The 19,918-nt window shown below is 61.1% G+C and carries 8 protein-coding genes; 6 read left to right on the forward strand and 2 right to left on the reverse strand.

What is annotated here, in order from left to right; genetic code table 11:
• Window positions 1–184: 184 nt before the first annotated feature.
• Window positions 185–8,680: a glucoamylase family protein gene (locus ASG19_RS20895; RefSeq protein ID WP_062462157.1), complete on the forward strand. Its 8,496-nt coding sequence runs from the start codon at window positions 185–187 to the stop codon at window positions 8,678–8,680.
• 367 nt (window positions 8,681–9,047) lie between these two features.
• On the opposite strand, the gene ASG19_RS20900 is transcribed toward ASG19_RS20895, so the two are convergent.
• Window positions 9,048–10,823: a glucan ABC transporter ATP-binding protein/ permease gene (locus ASG19_RS20900; RefSeq protein WP_062462160.1), complete on the reverse strand. Its 1,776-nt coding sequence runs from the start codon at window positions 10,821–10,823 to the stop codon at window positions 9,048–9,050.
• Between the two features lie 315 nt (window positions 10,824–11,138).
• On the opposite strand from ASG19_RS20900, the gene ASG19_RS20905 reads away from it, so the two are divergent.
• On the forward strand, window positions 11,139–11,876 hold the full coding sequence (locus ASG19_RS20905; protein WP_062462620.1) for a LuxR family transcriptional regulator: 738 nt from the start codon (window positions 11,139–11,141) through the stop codon (window positions 11,874–11,876).
• A gap of 100 nt (window positions 11,877–11,976) precedes the next feature.
• Window positions 11,977–15,438 carry a pyruvate carboxylase gene (pyc, locus tag ASG19_RS20910; protein ID WP_062462163.1) on the forward strand — a complete coding sequence of 1,154 codons (3,462 nt, stop codon included), beginning with the start codon at window positions 11,977–11,979 and terminating at the stop codon, window positions 15,436–15,438.
• A 20-nt stretch (window positions 15,439–15,458) separates the two neighbouring features.
• Here the strand turns inward: pyc and ASG19_RS20915 are convergent, their stop codons facing one another.
• Window positions 15,459–16,370 carry a DMT family transporter gene (locus ASG19_RS20915; protein WP_062462167.1) on the reverse strand — a complete coding sequence of 304 codons (912 nt, stop codon included), beginning with the start codon at window positions 16,368–16,370 and terminating at the stop codon, window positions 15,459–15,461.
• Window positions 16,371–16,589: 219 nt separating this feature from the next.
• Between ASG19_RS20915 and ASG19_RS20920 the strand changes: the two genes are divergently transcribed.
• From ASG19_RS20920 to ASG19_RS20930, 3 genes are all read left to right on the forward strand, one after another.
• The gene (locus tag ASG19_RS20920; RefSeq protein ID WP_062462170.1) at window positions 16,590–17,783 is read left to right on the forward strand and encodes an MFS transporter; all 1,194 of its coding nucleotides are present in this window, start codon (window positions 16,590–16,592) and stop codon (window positions 17,781–17,783) included.
• 105 nt (window positions 17,784–17,888) lie between these two features.
• Window positions 17,889–19,139 carry a flavodoxin-dependent (E)-4-hydroxy-3-methylbut-2-enyl-diphosphate synthase gene (gene ispG, locus ASG19_RS20925; protein ID WP_062462173.1) on the forward strand — a complete coding sequence of 417 codons (1,251 nt, stop codon included), beginning with the start codon at window positions 17,889–17,891 and terminating at the stop codon, window positions 19,137–19,139.
• Between the two features lie 114 nt (window positions 19,140–19,253).
• On the forward strand, window positions 19,254–19,913 hold the full coding sequence (locus ASG19_RS20930; RefSeq protein ID WP_062462176.1) for an OmpA family protein: 660 nt from the start codon (window positions 19,254–19,256) through the stop codon (window positions 19,911–19,913).
• Window positions 19,914–19,918 lie beyond the last annotated feature (5 nt).

Here is a 19,918-nt window from a genome sequence, read left to right on the forward strand (position 1 = left end):
GTTCAGGCAAATGAACAGCCTCGCATTCAGCATTTATTCAGGCTGTTGGCCCTAGAGCCGACAATGTCTTACTGCGTGAGCAGATGCGATAGCGATTGATCCACGATTTGCAATATAAGGATCGCTCTCTATCTCATGCTTCGCATCTTAGTTCGTGAAACGAAATTCATTCAGAAGTTCATCCATGTCCCCTGATATTCAGCCTTCGGCTTCTACCCGCGAAACGGAAAGCAAGCAGATCGATCATAACGATTCGATCCGCGCGACGTATTTTACGGCTGATGATCTTCGGCAATGTGGAGAAACGCTGGGTCGGCAAGGTGCAGCCGATCTGCCGGGCTTCATGAAATTCGAGTTTTTCACGCGCCACGCGGAAAACGAGAAGGAAATTCTCAGGGTCTATCGCGCCGCCGCGCAGGATGTCGATGCGGGTGCCTCGATCACGCCTGCCGCGGAATGGCTGCTCGACAACTATTACATCGTCGAGGAAGCGATCCAGGAAGTCCGCCGCGACTTCCCGAAGAAATTCTTCAAGCAGTTGCCGACGACCAAGATCGGAAGCCAGGAAATCCCGCGCGTTCTCTCGCTGGCATGGCTTTATGTGGCGCACACCCACAGCAGCATTTCGCGCGAAACGCTGGCCGAGATGGTCGAGGGTTACCAGACCGACGAGCCGCTGGAGATCGGTGAACTCTGGGCGCTGCCATCGTTCATCCGCTTCGTCCTCATCGAGAACCTGCGCCGCATCGCCAGCCGCGTCGATCGCTCGCGCAACATGCGCCGCCGCGCCAACGACGCCGCCGACGAGATCATTCGTCTCAACGACGAGACTGCCGGTGGCGAGCTTCTGAAGAGCCTCGAAGGCCTCACCGACGACAACACGTTTACCAGCCAGTTCCTCTATCGCCTGCGCAATGCCTCGCAAAATTCCGGCTTTGCCATCGAGTGGCTCGAAAAGCGGCTGGTCGCGTCCGGCAAGGCTGTCGAAACCGTGATGCAGGCGGAACAGAGCCGCTTGTCGTCCGGCAACGTGACGATGGGCAACATCATCAAGAGCCTGCGCCTCATCGACGATACGGAATGGAGCGTCTGGTTCGAAGAGGTCTCGCAGATCGACAAGATCTTCCGCGAGCACACGGATTACGAAGCGCTCGATTTCGGCTCGCGCAATGCCTTCCGCAGCCGCATCGAAAAGATCGCCCGCGTGGCCAAGCGCAGCGAAGCCGAGGTGACCCAGGCTGCCGTCGATCTTGCGATCGCAGCACGGGCGCACGATCCGGACGAGCGGGAAACCAATGTCGGCGCCTTCATCGTCGGGCGCCGCCGCAAGGAGCTGGAGACGGCCGTTGGCTACCAGCCGCCGCTGCTGCAGCGGGCTGTGCGCGCCTACCGCAAGCTCGGCTGGTTCGCCATCGGCGGCCCGGTTATGCTTTTAACCTTTCTGGCGCTCGCCGTTACCGGCTATTTCCTCGTGGCGGCTGCCATTCCGCTGGTGGTCGTCTTCTTCCTGCTTCTGATGTTCGCGCTGCCCGCGTCGGAAGGCGCGACCGGTCTGTTCAACACGGTCGTGACCTATTTCGTCAAACCCGCCCGTCTCGTCGGATACGAATATAAGGAAGGCATTCCCGAGGAGGCGCGCACGCTGGTCGTGGTGCCCTGCCTGATCGCCGACCGGGATACGGTCGATGAACTCGTGCGCAATCTCGAAGTCCATTATCTGGCCAACCCCAAGGGCGAGATCTATTTTGCCCTCCTCAGCGACTGGCGCGACGCCAAGTTCGAGGAACAGGAAGCCGATCTCGAAATTCTCGAATATGCCAAGCGTGAAATTGCAGCGCTGAATACCCGCTACATGGAAGAGGCGGGGACGCGCTTTTACCTCCTGCACCGCCGCCGCCTGTTCAACCCGAACGAAGGCGCCTGGATGGGTTGGGAGCGCAAGCGCGGCAAGCTGCACGAACTCAACCTGCTTCTGCGCGGCGACCGCGACACGACCTATCTCCAGGGCGCCAACATGGTGCCGGAGAATGTCCAGTATGTCATGACGCTCGATGCCGACACCCGCCTGATCCGCGATGCGGTGACCAAGCTGGTCGGCAAAATGCATCACCCGATCAACCGTCCCGTCATCGATCCTGATACGCACCAGGTCGTGCGCGGCTACGGTCTGATGCAGCCGCGCGTGACGCCGTCATTGACGACCGGCAAGGAAGCCTCGGTCTTCCAGCGCGTGTTTTCGGTCGGCCGCGGTCTCGATCCCTATGTCTTTGCGGTCTCCGATGTCTATCAGGACCTGACGGCCGAAGGCTCGTTCACGGGCAAGGGCCTCTATCACGTCGACGCGTTCGAGACGTCCCTCAAGGGCCGTATCGAAGAAAACGCCGTTCTCTCGCACGACCTTCTCGAAGGCTCGTTCTCGCGCTGCGCGCTCATCACCGATGTCGAGCTGGTCGAGGATTTCCCGGTTCGCTACGAGGTCGAGGTCTCGCGCCAGCATCGCTGGGCGCGTGGCGACTGGCAGCTCCTGCCTTACATTCTTGAAGCCAAGCGGGGCGTCAGCGCCCTTGGCCGCTGGAAGATGCTCGATAACCTGCGCCGGTCGCTCACCCCGATCGCATGGTTCTTCGCCTCCATTCTCGGCTGGTACTTCATGGATCCGCTCGGTGCGCTGATCTGGCAGATCCTGCTGATCTTCTCGCTGTTCGTGGCGCCCACCATCTCGCTTCTCACCAACCTTCTGCCGCGCTCCAGCGACAATGTCACGAGCGCCCATTTCTATTCGGTCTGGTCGGATGTGCGTTCCACCAATGCGCAAGTCGCACTGCGCATCGTGTTCATCGCGGATTCCGCCTGCATCATGACCGATGCGATCGCCCGTTCGCTCTATCGCCTGCTCGTCAGCCGCAAGCTGATGCTGGAATGGAAGACCGCGGCCTCGATCCAGTCCGGCGCCCAAGGCAGCCCTACCGATTACTACCGTGCCATGTGGCATGCGCCGGCGATTGCCGTTCTGTCGGTAATCCTTGCGGCACTGCCGGGCGACAACGCGTTCCTGGTCGGCATTCCGTTCGCCATCCTGTGGATCTTCTCGCCGCTGGTTGCCTGGTATGTCAGCCAGTCTGCCGAGACGGAAGACAAGCTGTTCGTGCCTGAGAACGTCTCGGTCGAGCTGCGCAAGATCGCGCGGCGGACCTGGCGCTACTTCGAAACCTTCGTCACGGCCGAGCAGAACTACCTGCCGCCTGACAACTACCAGGAAAAGCCCAATCCCTCGATCGCCAAGCGGACGTCGCCGACCAATATCGGCGTCTACCTCCTGTCGATCGTCTCGGCGCGGCATTTCGGCTGGATCTCGTTTACCGAAACGATCGAACGGATCGAGCAGACGCTTGCGACCGTCGAGCGCGCGGACAAATTCCGCGGCCATATGTACAACTGGTATCACACCGATACCCTGAAGCCGCTGATGCCGCGCTATGTGTCGTCGGTCGATAGCGGCAACTTCGCTGGCCATCTGATTGCCATCTCATCTGCCTGCCGTGTCTGGGCGGAAGCGCCTTCTGCGCATCTGCAGGGCAATCTCGATGGTCTCGGCGATGTCGTCGGCATTCTCGAAGAAACGCTGAAGTCGCTGCCGGACGATCGCAAGACCGTCCGTCCGCTGCGGCGCCGTCTCGAGGAGCGTATCATCGGCTTCTCCAACGCGCTTGCCGCCGTCAAGCGCGAGCACGAGTTCGCCTCGATCCGCATCATCAACCTGTCGGTGCTTGCCCGCGACATCCAGAAGCTGTCGCACAATCTCGATCATGAGGTGCGTTCCGCGCAGAGCGAGGAAGTGACCAAGTGGGCAGCGTCGCTGGTTGCCGTCTGCGAAGCGCATATCGGCGACAGCACGTTCGACAACGGCAATATCGAGGAACTGCGCGACCGTCTCGCCGTGTTGCGTGACCGTGCCCGCAAGATCGCCTTCGGGATGGATTTCAAGTTCCTGTTCCGCAAGGACCGCCGCCTTCTGTCGATCGGCTACCGGGTCGAAAGCAACGAGGTCGACGAGGCCTGCTACGACCTTCTCGCGTCCGAAGCGCGTCTCACCAGCCTGTTCGGGATCGCAAAGGGTGATCTGCCCACGGAACACTGGTACAAGCTTGGCCGTCACGTCGTGCCGATCGGCGCGCGCGGTGCGCTCGTCTCTTGGTCGGGTTCGATGTTCGAATACCTGATGCCGCCGCTCGTCATGCAGGAGCGTCAGGGTGGTATCCTCAACCAGACCAACAACCTGATCGTCAAGGAACAGATGAACCACGGCCGCCGTCTCGGCACGCCATGGGGCATTTCGGAAGCCGCGTTCAACGCGCTCGATCATCAGATGCATTATCAGTACACCAACTTCGGTGTGCCGACGCTGGGTCTGAAGCGCGGTCTCGGCCAGAATGCCGTTATCGCACCCTATGCCTCGATCCTCGCCAGCCAGTACGATCCGATCGCGGCCGTCGAAAACCTCAACGAGTTGCGCAAGCTTGGCGCGCTCGGCATCTACGGCTTCCATGATGCGGTCGACTTCACGCCGACCCGCGTGCCGGAAGGCAAGCGCTGTGCGGTCGTCTACAACTACTATGCCCACCACCATGGCATGTCGATTGCAGCCGTCGCCAACGTCGTCATGAACGGTCTGCTGCGCGAACTCTTCCACGCCGATCCTGTAATCGAAGCGGCGGAACTGCTGCTGCAGGAAAAGGCACCGCGCGACATTCCTGTGATGAGCGCCAAGCACGAGGAAAAGCCAGGTACCGGCGGCGGCGAGCTGCTGCGTCCGGAAATCCGCACCGTCACCAACCCGGCCACCAAGGACCGCGAACTGGTTCTGCTCTCCAACGGCCATTACTCGCTGATGCTGACGGCGACCGGTTCCGGCTATTCGCGCTGGAACAACCTGTCGGTTTCCCGCTGGAAGGCGGATCCGACCGAAGACCGCTGGGGCCAGTTCATTTTCCTGCGCGACACGACATCCGGCGAGTGGTGGTCCACCACGGCCGAGCCGCGCCGCGCCGAAGGCGAGCAGACCAAGACGGTGTTCGGTGACGAAAAGGCCGAATTCCACAAGACGGTCGGCGAGCTGACCAGCACGGTCGAAGTTATCGTCGGCACCGAACACGATGCCGAGGGACGCCGCGTCACATTGCTCAACATGGGCGATGAGGATCGCTTCATCGAGGTGACCTCCTACATGGAGCCGGTGATTGCCGGCGACGATGGCGACAGTGGCCATCCCGTGTTCTCGCGCATGTTTATCCGCACCGAGATCGGCAAGCGGGGTGACGTCATCCGTGCGTGGCGCAACAAGCGCGATCTCAGCGATCCCGACATGATCGTGGCACATCTTGCCGCCGACAATGCCGGGTCTTCGCGACCGACCGAATACGAGACCGACCGTCGCAAGTTCCTCGGCCGGGGTCGCACGCTGTCGGAAGCAGCCGCTTTCGATCCGGGTGCGTCGCTGTCGAATACCGACGGCTTTACGCTCGATCCGATCCTGTCGCTGCGCCGCACGGTTCGTGTGCCGGCGGGCAAGAAGGTCAGCGTTATCTTCTGGACGATCGCTGCGCCCCGGCGCGAGGATCTCGACAAGGCGATCGAACATTATCGTCATGCCGAAACCTTCCAGAACGAACTGACCCAAGCCTGGACCCGGACGCAGGTGCAGATGCGCCATCTCGGCGTCACTTCGCAGGATGCCGCGGCCTTCCAGCATCTCGCCCGCTATCTGGTCTATCCGGACATGCAGCTTCGGGCCGATCAGCCGACGCTGAAGGCCGGCATGCAGGCACAGTCGGGGCTGTGGCCGTCGGCGGTGTCCGGCGACCTGCCGATCTTCACGCTGCGCATCAATGACGAAAACGACATGCCGGTTGCCAAGGAAGCTATCCTTGCGCAGCAGTACCTGCGCTCGCGCGGCGTTGTGTCTGATCTCGTCATCTTCAACGAGCGGGCAACCGAGGGTGCCCAGGAAGTACAGACGTCGATCGAACACATGTCTGCCCGCATGGGTCAGGAAGGTGGACGCCAGCACGTCTTCACGCTGCGCCGCGACCTGATCGAAGGTGCCGGCGCCGATGGTCTGATTGCCGCGTCCCGCGTCGTGCTTCATGCGCGCAACGGCCGCATCAGCGATCAGTTGAACCGGACCAGCACGATCTTCGCCCCGCCGAAGGATCAGGAGATCGAGGTTGATCGCCGTCCGCTGCTAAATGGCGAGATCTATTCCGCTCCCGTCGAGACCAGCGAAGGTCCGGCCGGAGTTGAGTTCTGGAACGGTTTTGGCGGCTTCTCCGCAGATGGCAGCGAATATGTCGTGCGCCTCAACGGTGGTCAGTCGACGCCGCATCCGTGGATCAACGTCATCTCTAACGACAATTTCGGCTTCCACGTTTCCGCGGAAGGCGCAGGCTTTACCTGGGCGCAGAACTCGCGCGACTACCAGATGACGCCGTGGACCAACGATCTCGTCATCAACCGTCCCGGCGAAGGCTTCTACGTGGCCGATATCGACAAGGGCACCGTGGTCACGCCGTTCGCGGCTCTGTCGCGTCGTCCAGAAACCGTGTTCGAAACCCGTCACGGCCTCGGCTATTCGGTGTTCTCGACCGAGGAAGATGGCGTCAAGCTGTCGCTGACCCAGACGGTGGACCGCAACCGGTCCGCAAAGCTTTCGCATATGAAGCTTCGCAACACCGGTTCGGAAACGAAGAAGCTGCGCATCTACGGCTATGTCGAATGGCTGCTGGGCACCAATCCTGCCAAGACCTCGCCATTCATCCTGTCCAGCCGTGACGAGGCGACGGGCACGCTGTTTGCGACCAACCCGTTCAGCATCAACTTCTCGCGCTTTGCCTTCCTCGGCATGCACGAGACACCGTCGGGCTTCACGGCAAGCCGTCGGGAGTTTGTCGGCAAATTCGGTTCGGTGCAGTTGCCGGCAGCGGTTGTTTCCGGTTCAAGCCTCAGCGGCTCGCTCGATCTCGACGGCGACCCGTGTGGAGCACTTGCCTACGACGTCGAACTGGCGCCGGGTGAAGAAACCGAAGTCACCTTCTTCCTTGGCGATGCTGCCACGAAGCAGGAGGCGGCAAGCCTTGCACTGGCGCTTCGCGGCGACCGGTTCGAGGATATCCTTGCGGAGAACCGCAGCTTCTGGAGCGGTTTCACCGGCCGCCTGAAGATCTCGACGCCGGACAAGTCGCTCGACAACATGGTCAATCACTGGCTGCCCTATCAGGCACTCGGTTGCCGCATCATGGCCCGTACCGCCTTCTACCAGGCATCGGGTGCCTTCGGCTTCCGCGACCAGTTGCAGGATACGCTCGCGTTCCTGCTGCATGAGCCGTCGCTTGCCCGCAAGCAGATCCTCAATGCGGCGTCGCGGCAGTTCCGCGAAGGCGATGTCATGCACTGGTGGCTGCCAAACACCGGCGCCGGCGTTCGAACGACGATCTCCGACGACGTGGTGTGGCTTGCCTACGCGATCCACCAGTATGTCTCGGTGACCGGCGATCTCTCTATGCTCGATGAGAAGCTGCCGTTCCTCACCGGACCGATGCTGGAAAAGAACAAGCACGACGCCTTTATCCAGCCGGAGATCTCCAACGAGGTCGCCGATCTCTACGAACACGCAGCACGCGCGCTCGATCTCGCTGTTGAGCGGACCGGAGACCTGGATCTTCCGCTCATTCTCGGTGGCGACTGGAACGACGGGATGAACCGTGTCGGCATGGCCGGTCGTGGTCAGAGCGTCTGGCTCGGTTGGTTCCTGGCGGCTGCGCTTCGAAACTTCCTGCCCTATGCGGAAGCCCGCAAGGATCGTCCGCGTGCCGATCGCTGGAGCAAGCATATCGATACGCTGAAGGCTGCGCTGGAATCGGATGGCTGGGACGGTGCCTATTACCGCCGCGGTTATTTCGACGACGGTTCTCCGCTCGGCTCGGCCAAGAGCGACGAATGCCGCATCGATTCGCTCGGCCAGTCCTGGAGTGTGCTGTCTGGCGAAGGCAGGCCGGATCGTTCCGAGCAGGCTATGAACGCGGTCATGGACAAGCTCGTGGACGAGGATGCGGGTATCATCCGTCTCTTCACCCCGCCTTTCCAGGACACGCGCAGGGATCCGGGCTACATCAAGGCCTATCCACCCGGCGTGCGTGAAAACGGTGGCCAGTATACCCATGGTGCAATCTGGGTCGTGCTCGCGCTCGCCCGGCTGAAGCGCGGCGACGATGCCTGGAAGTGCTTCCAGATGCTCAACCCGATCAACCATGCGCTTGACCGGGATGCCGCCGAAACCTACCGCGTCGAACCTTACGTGGTTGCAGCCGACGTCTACGGTGCCGGCGACTATCAGAGCCGCGGCGGCTGGACCTGGTACACGGGTTCCGCCGGCTGGCTCTACCGGGCCGCGGTCGAAGGCATTCTCGGCATTCGCCGTGCCGGCGACACGCTGTATGTCGATCCGGTTCTGCCGAGCGGCTGGGACGGCTTTACCGCCGAACTTACCCTCGATGGCGTCACCCACGAGATTGTGGTCAAGGACGGCAAGGCGTCGATCGGTGGCGTCGCTGTCGATCCGGTCAACGGCTTGAACCTTGCGGCGCCGACGACCAGCGCATTGCCGGCTCCGCCCGCAGAAAGCTGATCCCGCCGGGCGTCGAACGTCCTGATGGTATCCCAAACAGAAACCCCGCTTCCAGCAATGGCAGCGGGGTTTTTGTTGGTTTGTGCCCGGTGAGGAGAAGTGTCGGCCGATCCGGGGGAGGGGCGATGTCCTGCTCTGATGTCCACGTATCGTGCCAGCCGATCGGGATGCCGCTCACAATGCGCGGCATGAACAGGTCGGGACGCAACCGCCGCTCACGCGCTTGGTATGGCAAGCACCTGCAAAGCCGCGTACGCAGAAGATCACGCGAAAAAGCGGTGCTCCCGCATTACCTCACAAAAAAACCCCCGCCTCCATTTCTGGAGGCGAGGAGTCTGATGTTCGATCGGTATAAGTGGTCGAGAGCTTAGGCGTGCTCGGCGGGTACCGGGAGCTTGTGGCCTTCCTCGTCCTCGTCGATGACGATGCCGCTGGCGGTGAGGAGCGACGTAAAGCGGCCACCGCTGCGGCTCAGCTGGTCGTAGGTGCCCATTTCGGCAATCCGCCCACCCTCGAGGAAGATGACCTTGTTGGCGTCGCGGATGGTGGAGAGCCGGTGCGCGATGATGAACGTGGTGCGGTTCTGACGCAGCTTGTCGATCGCCGCCTTCACGCGCTGTTCCGTCTCCACATCAAGCGCCGAGGTTGCTTCGTCGAGAACGAGGATCGGTGCGTTTTTGAGGATCGCCCGGGCGATGGCAATACGCTGGCGCTCGCCGCCCGACAGGCGGTTGCCACGCTCGCCGACCGTCGTGTCGTAGCCGTTGAGACGCGTTTCGATGAACTCGGCCGCAGCGGCCGCTTCTGCCGCCCGGACGATGTCTTCCCGCGTTGCACCTTCTCGTCCCAGCTGGATGTTGTCGCTGATCGAGCGGTTAAGCAGGCCCGCGTCCTGGAACACGGTCGCGATGGAATGGCGCAGTGACTTGCGGGTGATGGTGCCGATATCGACGCCGTCGATCAAAATCTTGCCCTGCTGCGGATCATAGACCCGCTGCAGGAGATTGATCAGCGTCGTCTTGCCGGCACCGGTCGGGCCGACGATCGCAATCGTTTCCCCCGCTTGCGCGATGAACGATACGTCGTGAACGCCCTGGCTCGTGTTGGAGAAGCCGAAGGAGACGTCGCGGAACTCCACTTCGCCCCGGACCGTATCTCCCAGATCGCGTGCATCCGTCGGTTCGGCGCGCTCCTCGACGGAATCTTCCAGAACGAAGAAATCCTCGAGCTTGGCGCGGGCTTCGAAAATCTGGGTTGCGAACTGGCGCAGAAGATCGAGGCGGCCGATCAAAAGGTTGGCGAAGCCGATAAAGGCGACGACGTCACCAACGCGGATCTTGCCCTGTTGCACCAGCATAGTGCCGATCACAAGGATCACGCCCATCGAGACCGTCGATGCCGTGCGGTTGAGGCCACCGGCCAAAGCCCACCAGTCCAGCACCGGATACTGCGCCTTCAGCAGATCCTTGGTGTAGTTCTTGAGGGCCAAAGTTTCGGCTTCGATGCGGTTGTAGCTGTGAATCACAGAGACGTTGCTGATCGAATCGCTGACATGGCTGAAAACCTGGTGGTAATGGGTTTCGACCGCGGCCTGGCCTTCCTTCGTGCGCTTCATCACGGCAACGCCGATGATCCAGTAGAAGATGCTGAGGATCAGAAGCACGATGCTGAGGCGCCAATCCATCGAGATGGCGGTCGGGATCAGCAGCAGGATTGCAACGGCGGTCGCGAGATGCGTTCGCATGAATTCCAGCCACAGACCGAACAGGCTTTCGGAGGCACGCAGCAGCGTGTGCAGGGCGTTCGACGTGCCGCGCTGGTGGTGCCAGGACAGCGGCATCGAAATGATGCGTCCGAAGGCCTCCGTCAGCAGCGAAGCGCGGCGCCCGTGGGCCAGACGGTCGGCCTCGCGTGCAACGAGCACGAATGCGACGGTATTGAAGACCCCGAAGCCCGCCCACAGAAGCAGAACGTTGGTGACGTCACTCTTGGAGGAGATCGCGTCGATGATTCGACCGAACAGGATCGGTTCGGCAATCGTGATGATGGCCAGAATAATGTTGGCGACGACGACCGCGGCGACCCGCCAGCGGTTCTTCGTCAGATATTGCAAAGCTCGGGCGTAAACTTGGAAGAGCGTCAACGGGCGCAACTCCTATTGAAGTGCAGGCATGAAACGATTGGCAGCATAGTTATGGCAAGGACAGGGCGAATCCGAGACGAACCTAGCCGGTGAACTTCTTTTCCGAAAATAATCCAGTGAGAGCAAGGGTTCGCCCGTAGTTAGGTTACCGATGCGGTATGCTGATGCCGATCCTGATCGCTGCGTCAATCACAAGATTTCGGCATGTACGTGGTATAAATGATAACTATGTTAAGCGGGCGGTCGGGTTCTATGCCGGCGTCGGTGTTTTATAAGAATAAAGCCGATCGTCGGGGAGACGGTCTGGGGGCGAATTTGAGCATCCAATTTGTTGTGCAGTTGCTTGTATTGGTTGAAGAGGCACGAACGACGAAGGAAGTGGCGAACAATCTTGCGTCACTCCTCAAAACCTACGGTTTCGAATTCTATGCAATCGTACTGAGAAAAGGGCAAACGGATCCCGAGGGAATGACCTTGATCTCCCGCTGGCCGGACAGCTGGGTCGAGGTCTATCGCGCGCGCAAATATACGGTCATCGACCCTGTCATGCGGATGCTGAATGCGGCCCATCGCCCGTTCCGCTGGCGCGATTCGATCCTTGCCCTGAAGTCCGATCCGCATCGTTCGCGGATGGACCGGATGATGCAGGAAGCGGGCCGCCATGGTCTCGACGACGGCTACGTGTTTCCGATCCATGGACGCAACGGATTTCTCGGCAACATGATCATCGGCGGCAAACCGATCGATCTATCGCCGACCGAGATCTCACTGTTCGACACGGCCGCCAAGCGCATTTTCTGGAGACTGCTGGAGATCGCGGGCGACGCCACGGCACTCGAGGCCTCGGCCAGACTGGATACCCAGCTCACCCGTCGCGAGATGGAAGTCATGGCGCTCCTTGCCGACGGCATGACATCGCATGAGATCGCACGGTCGCTCGACATCTCCAACCACACGGTCGATTGGTATATCAACGGCCTCCAGGAAAAGCTGAAAGCGAAGAACCGACAGCATGTGGTGGCCATGGCATTTCGCCATGGGCTGGTGACCTGAAGCGTCCTTGACGCCGGCTATCGACCAAATAGCCCTTGCCTAATGCGGGAGATGTTGATCTCTTGCGGTGCACCATTCGAGGCACCTGGGGAGGCTTGTCTTGCCGATATCGAAAATTCTCGTCGCCAATCGCTCCGAAATCGCCATCCGCGTCTTTCGTGCCGCCAATGAGCTCGGCATCAAGACGGTGGCGATCTGGGCGGAAGAAGACAAGCTCTCGCTGCACCGGTTCAAGGCGGACGAAAGCTATCAGGTCGGTCGCGGTCCGCATCTCGAAAAAGACCTCGGCCCGATCGAGAGCTACCTGTCGATCCCGGAAGTGATCCGGGTTGCCAAGCTCTCGGGCGCCGATGCGATCCATCCAGGCTACGGCCTTCTGTCGGAAAGCCCTGAATTCGTCGATGCCTGCGACGAGGCCGGCATCATCTTCATCGGCCCGCGGCCCGATACGATGCGCCAGCTCGGCAACAAGGTGGCGGCCCGCAATCTTGCGATTTCGGTCGGCGTGCCGGTCGTGCCGGCAACCGAACCGCTGCCTGATGATATGGCGGTCGTGGCGAAGATGGCCGAGGAGATCGGCTATCCGGTCATGCTCAAGGCATCCTGGGGTGGCGGCGGTCGCGGCATGCGTGCCATCCGCGATCCGAAGGACCTCGCCAGGGAAGTCGTCGAGGCCAAGCGCGAAGCAAAAGCGGCCTTCGGCAAGGACGAGGTCTATCTCGAAAAGCTGGTCGAGCGGGCCCGCCATGTGGAAAGCCAGATCCTTGGCGATACCCACGGCAATGTGGTGCACCTGTTCGAGCGCGACTGCTCGATCCAGCGGCGCAACCAGAAGGTCGTGGAACGCGCCCCGGCGCCTTATCTTTCCGAGGACCAGCGGGCCGAACTTGCCGCCTATTCGCTAAAGATCGCGGGCGCCACCAATTATGTCGGCGCCGGCACGGTCGAATATCTGATGGATAGCGACACCGGCAAATTCTACTTCATCGAGGTCAATCCGCGCATCCAGGTGGAACACACGGTGACCGAAGTCGTCACCGGTATCGATATCGTCAAGGCGCAGATCCACATCCTCGACGGCTTTGCCATCGGCACGCCGGAATCGGGCGTACCGGCCCAGGAGAACATCCGGCTGAACGGCCATGCGCTGCAGTGCCGCATCACCACCGAGGATCCCGAGCACAATTTCATTCCCGATTACGGCCGCATCACCGCCTATCGCTCGGCGTCGGGTTTCGGCATCCGTCTTGACGGCGGCACGTCCTATTCGGGCGCGATCATCACCCGCTTCTACGATCCGCTGCTGGTCAAGGTCACGGCCTGGGCGCCGCAGCCGCTGGAAGCGATCGCTCGCATGGACCGGGCGCTGCGCGAGTTCCGCATCCGCGGCGTCGCCACGAACCTCACCTTCCTCGAAGCGATCATCACCCACCCGAAATTCCGCGACAATTCCTATACGACGCGGTTTATTGATACGACGCCCGAACTGTTCGAACAGGTCAAGCGCGCCGACCGCGCCACCAAGCTTCTGACCTATCTGGCCGATGTCACCGTCAACGGCCATCCGGAAACCAAGGGTCGTCCGACCCCGTCGGAAAAGGCTGCGAAGCCCGTTCTGCCGTACATCAACGGCGATATTCCCGCTGGTACCAAGCAGAAACTGGATGAGCTCGGCCCGAAGAAATTCGCCGAGTGGATGCGCAGCGAAAGCCGCGCTCTCATCACCGATACGACGATGCGTGATGGCCACCAGTCGCTGCTCGCCACCCGCATGCGGACCTATGATATCGCCCGCGTTGCCGGGGTCTATGCACGGGCGCTGCCGAACCTGTTCTCGCTCGAATGCTGGGGCGGTGCGACCTTCGACGTGTCGATGCGGTTCCTGACCGAAGATCCGTGGGAGCGGCTTGCCCTGATCCGTGAGGCTGCGCCCAACATCCTCCTGCAGATGCTGCTGCGCGGTGCAAACGGCGTCGGCTACAAGAACTATCCCGACAATGTCGTCAAATACTTCGTCCAACAGGCCGCGAAGGGCGGCATCGATGTCTTCCGTGTGTTTGACTGCCTCAACTGGGTGGACAACATGCGCGTCTCGATGGATGCGGTGAACGAGGAGAACCGGCTCTGCGAAGCCGCGATCTGCTATACCGGCGATCTCTTGAATTCGGCGCGCCCGAAATACGATCTCAAATATTACGTCGCACTGGCGGAAGAACTCGAAAAGGCCGGCGCCCATATCATCGCGCTGAAGGATATGGCGGGCCTGCTGAAGCCTGCTGCCGCCCGCGTCCTGTTCAAGGCATTGCGCGAAGCGACTTCGCTGCCGATCCATTTCCACACGCACGATACGTCGGGCATCTCGGCTGCGACCGTGCTTGCGGCTGTCGATGCCGGCGTCGATGTCGTCGATGCGGCGATGGATGCGCTGTCGGGCAACACGTCGCAGCCCTGCCTCGGTTCGATCGTCGAGGCGCTGTCGCGAACCGACCGCGATACCGGGCTCGATCCGGAATGGATCCGCAAGATCTCGTTCTACTGGGAAGCGGTGCGCGGCCAGTATGCGGCCTTCGAGAGCGATCTCAAGGGTCCGGCGTCGGAAGTCTACCTGCATGAAATGCCGGGTGGCCAGTTTACCAACCTCAAGGAACAGGCCCGCTCGCTCGGTCTCGAGAGCAAGTGGCACAAGGTCGCCCAGACCTATGCGGACGTGAACCGGATGTTCGGCGACATCGTCAAGGTCACGCCATCGTCCAAGGTGGTCGGTGACATGGCGCTGATGATGGTCAGCCAGGATCTGAACGTGGCCGACGTCGAAAACCCGGCCAAGGACATCGCCTTCCCGGATTCGGTCGTGTCGATGCTGAAGGGCGATCTCGGCCAGCCTCCGGGCGGATGGCCGCAGGCGCTGCAGAAAAAGGCGCTGAAGGGCGATCAGCCCTATACGGACGTTCCCGGTTCGCTGCTTGCCCCGGCTGATCTCGATGCCGAGCGCAAGACGATCGAGGACAAGCTGGAGCGCAAGGTCGATGACTTCGAGTTTGCCTCCTATCTCATGTACCCGAAAGTGTTCACGGACTTCGCCCTGGCATCCGACACCTATGGTCCGGTCTCGGTTCTGCCGACCCATGCCTATTTCTACGGGATCGCCGATGGCGAAGAGCTGTTTGCCGATATCGAGCGCGGTAAGACGCTGGTTATCGTCAACCAGGCGACAAGCGCGCCGGATGCGCAGGGCATGGTCACTGCCTTTTTCGAACTGAACGGCCAGCCGCGCCGCATCAAGGTGCCGGATCGGGCCCATGGCGGAAGCGGTTCGGCGGTGCGGGCGAAGGCCGATATCGGCAATCCCCTGCATCTGGGTGCGCCGATGCCGGGCGTCATTTCCCGCGTCTTCGTGGCGTCGGGTCAAGCAGTCAAGGCCGGCGACGTACTGGTCTCCATCGAAGCGATGAAGATGGAAACCGCGCTGCATGCCGAAAAAGACGGCACGCTTGCCGAAGTGCTGGTCAAGGCCGGCGACCAGATCGACGCCAAGGATCTGCTCGTCGTCTACGGGGCCTGACGGGTCAAACTGTTGACGGCTCAGGCGCCCGCCGGTCCGTCCGATCCGTCCGCAGGTTGAGCGAGGCGATAGCGCCTCGCCGCCAGCCGCTCGCTGGCGACGATCAGCAGTCCGGCGCAGAAGATCAGTGCGGCACCGGCGGCGACATTGCTTGCGGGAATGTCCTGCCAGATGGCGTAGCCCAGCACGAACGCCCATATCAGCGAGGAATATTCGAACGGGGCAAGCACCGAGACCGGCGCCCGTCGCATCGCCTCGAACAGCGTCGCCTGGGCGGTGCCGCCGAGAATGCCGACGAGCGCCAGAAGCGCACCGCTTTTCAGATCGACCGGCTGCCATGTCAGCACGGCCATGACGAAGGTCATCACCACGAAGAAGAAGTTGGTGAGCGTCATCTGGACAAGGGTCTTCTCGTTCATCGCCGTCTTGCGCAAGAGAACGCTGCCGATGGCCCAGAGGATTGCCGCGAGGAGCGCGAGACCGACCGGGAGCGAAAGTGTCAACCCGGCCGGATTTGCGGCAATCACCACGCCGACGAAGCCGAGGATGATCGCCACCCAGCGGACCGCGGGCACCTTTTCGCGCAGAACCGGAATAGCAAGCAGGGTGGCGACGATCGGATTGGCGTAATAGATCGTCGTCAGTTCGGCCAATTGCAGGGACTTGGCTGCGGTGTAGAAAGAAACCCATGCGGCGAGAAGGATAACGCTGCGCACCATCATCGGCCGCACGATCGGCGAGCGGACAACGCGCGGGATGAAACCGCGTCCCCCGATGACGAGGCAGGCGATCAGAACCGTCAGGCTTCGGAAGAAAATGATCTGCCAGACGCCGACATCGACCACCAGCAGCTTGATCACCGCATCATGAAGCGTGAACACGAAGTAGGAGGTACTGACGAGAAGAATGCCGCTGCCGATGCTGGATTTCAAGAAAGTCACACGCCGGATACCGACGCCTCATATCATTGCATATCCGAATGCTTAAGGCGTTCTGCAGCGATTGCAATCAGCTTCGTCGTGCTCCCTCCGTCGTTGCGAAGGGGTGACAAGCGTGAACCGGAGACATAAATCGTGAAACTCATGCTGAGCGCGGAAGATTGCAATCTAAATCGATTTAATTAAATCTCAGCGCCTGGAGGAAGCAACCTGATGAACGATTTGTCTTCGCCGGCGGAAGCCAAGACCCGACGTGCTTTCATCACACCGGAGCGTATCGGCGTATCGCTGCTATTTCTGATGAACGGCTTCATGATCGGTGCCTGGGCGCCAAAGATCCCGGAATTTGCGGCACGTCTGGAGCTGAGCGAAAAGTCGCTCGGCGTGATGATCCTGATCTTCGGGCTAGGCTCCATCGTGATGATGCCGATCGCCGGCAGCCAGATCGCGAGGTTCGGCTCCAGCATCGTCTCAAAGGTCACCGCAGTCCTTTTGACGCCGACGCTTCTTCTCCTGTCGCTGATCGGCAGCGTCTGGAGCGGAGCGGTTGCGTTGTTTCTGTTCGGCGGCCTGATCGGCGCGATGGATGTGGCAATGAATGCCAATGCCGTTGCGACTGAGAAAGGCATGCGCCGCGCGATCATGTCATCCTGCCACGCGTTCTGGAGCCTCGGCGGCCTGCTCGGCGCCTCGACCGGTGGCTTTCTTCTTGAACGGATCGGCGTTCTTCCGCATGCGCTTTTCGTAACCGTCGTCGCCGCCGTCATGATCGCCGTCGCCTGGAAAATGGTGCTTCAGGATGCGCCGCATCCGGAGGAGAGGGAGGCCGGTGCCGGACGCCGCCTGCCGTCGTCACCGCTTCCCTGGCTGCTCGGAATCATGGCGCTGTTCTGCATGATCCCCGAGGGATCCATTCTTGATTGGGGCGCTCTCTACATGCGCAACGAGCTTTCGGCGTCGCTGACACTGTCCGGCTTTGCGTTTGCGGCTTTCTCGTTCACGATGGCGGCAATGCGTTTTGCAGGCGATCTCATCCGCGACCGGTTCGGTGCCGTCAATACGCTTCGGGTCTGCGGCGTCATCGCCATGCTGGGCATGCTGACGATCGGTTTTGCGACCAGTTCGACGATGGCCATTGCAGGCTTTGCTCTCGCCGGCATCGGCATTTCCAACATCGTGCCGATCCTGTTTTCCGCGGCCGGCAATCTGCCGGGCATGGCGGCGGGCGTCAGTTTGTCCGTGGTCACCACCATGGGCTATTCCGGAATTCTCGTTGCACCTTCGGCAATCGGCTTTATCGCTGAGCATACGGGACTTGGCAGCATTTTCGCGGGATTGTCGGTGCTGATCCTGGTGACGCTGCTTCTCTCAAGCCTTGCCCGGCACGCGGACGGCGCGCATCACTAACCCAACTATTCATGGCCGCTGGTTGACAAGCCGGCGGTCATACGCCACCTGAAAGACGGTTTATGCCCCCAGTTAGCCCCAGGGCAAAGGCAACGAGACGATCCCATGAACGCACCGATTGACTATAATCCGAAGCCCCGCCGCGCCACGGTTGCCGTCGATGTCGGCGGTGTGATCGTCGGTGGTGGTGCGCCTGTCGTCGTCCAGTCGATGACCAATACGGATACGGCTGATGTGGATGCGACCGTCGCCCAGGTCGCCGCGCTCTACAAGGCAGGCTCCGAGATTGTCCGCATCACCGTCGATCGCGACGAGAGCGCTGCCGCCGTGCCGAAGGTGCGCGAGCGTCTGCTGCGCCTCGGCCTCGACGTGCCGCTGATCGGCGATTTTCATTATATCGGCCACAAGCTTCTGGCCGATCATCCGGCCTGCGCCGAAGCGCTGGCAAAATACCGCATCAACCCGGGCAATGTCGGGTTCAAGGACAAGAAGGACAAGCAGTTCGGCGACATCATCGAGATGGCGATCCGTTACGACAAGCCTGTCCGCATCGGCGTCAACTGGGGTTCGCTCGACCAGGATCTTTTGACGACGCTGATGGACCGCAATTCCGAAGCCGGTTCGCCGCTATCGGCCCGCCAGGTGATGCATGAGGCGATCGTCCAGTCGGCGCTGATTTCGGCCGAGCTTGCAGAAAACATCGGCCTGCCGCGCAACCGGATCATTCTCTCCGCAAAGGTCAGCCAGGTGCAGGATCTCATCGCCTGCTATTCGATGCTGGCCGAGCGCTCCAACCATGCGCTGCATCTTGGCCTCACCGAGGCGGGCATGGGCACCAAGGGCATCGTCGCCTCGTCGGCTGCCATGGGTTATGTCCTGCAGCACGGGATCGGCGATACGATCCGTGTCTCGCTGACGCCGGAACCGAACGGTGACCGCACCCGCGAAGTGCAGGTTGCGCAGGAAATCCTGCAGGTCATGGGGTTCCGCCAGTTCATTCCGGTGGTTGCCGCTTGTCCCGGTTGCGGGCGCACCACGTCGACGGTGTTCCAGGAGCTGGCTCAGAACATCCAGAACGATATCCGCAAGAACATGCCGATCTGGCGCGAAAAGTATCCGGGCGTCGAGGCTCTGAACGTCGCCGTCATGGGCTGCATCGTCAACGGCCCCGGCGAAAGCAAGCATGCCGATATCGGCATCTCGCTGCCCGGCACTGGCGAGACGCCTGCCGCCCCGATCTTTATCGACGGTCAGAAGGCGATGACGCTGCGCGGCCCCAATATCGCTCAGGATTTCGAAAAGCTGGTGATCGATTACATCGAGAACCGCTTCGGCCAGAAAACCGCCGCCGAGTAAGCGTCATTCCCGGATAGGGATAATTCCTTATCCCGGCTGCCGCGGCCTCTCCTCGCTATTGCCGTATTTCATGGTAAATGAGGGGTACTACGGACGACGGGGAAACTGATTCATATGTTGAAAAAAATTGCTATCGTCGCAGCTTGCGCGACGTATCTCTCTGCCTGCACGACGACCGATCCCTATACGGGTCAGCAGAAAATGTCGAACACGGCTGGTGGCGCTGCCATCGGTGCCGGTCTCGGCGCGGTCGGCGGTCTGTTGATCGGCGGCGGCAACAAGGGCCGCAATGCGCTGATCGGCGCTGCGATCGGTGGCCTCGCCGGTGGCGCCATCGGCAATTACATGGACCGCCAGGAAGCCGAACTGCGCCAGCAGCTGCAGGGAACCGGCGTATCGGTGACCCGCAACGGCGACCGCATCATTCTAAACATGCCGTCGAACATCACCTTTGCCACCGATCAGGATCAGGTGATCCCGCCGTTCTATGCCACGCTCGATTCGGTTGCGATCGTACTCAACAAGTTCGGCAAGACCTATATCGACGTCAACGGTCACACGGATTCGACCGGCAGCCTGCAGCACAACCAGGCGCTTTCGGAACGCCGTGCCGTCTCGGTCGCCAACTATCTCGGTGGTCGCGGCGTCGATCAACGCCGTGTCTCGACCATGGGCTACGGCCCGTCGCAGCCAGTCGCTTCCAACGCCTCGCCGGATGGTCGCGCCCAGAACCGCCGCGTCGAAGTCGCGATCGCGCCGATCGAGCAGGGCTGAGTTCG

Source organism: Rhizobium sp. Leaf306 (assembly GCF_001423425.1).
Lineage (GTDB): Bacteria > Pseudomonadota > Alphaproteobacteria > Rhizobiales > Rhizobiaceae > Neorhizobium > Neorhizobium soli.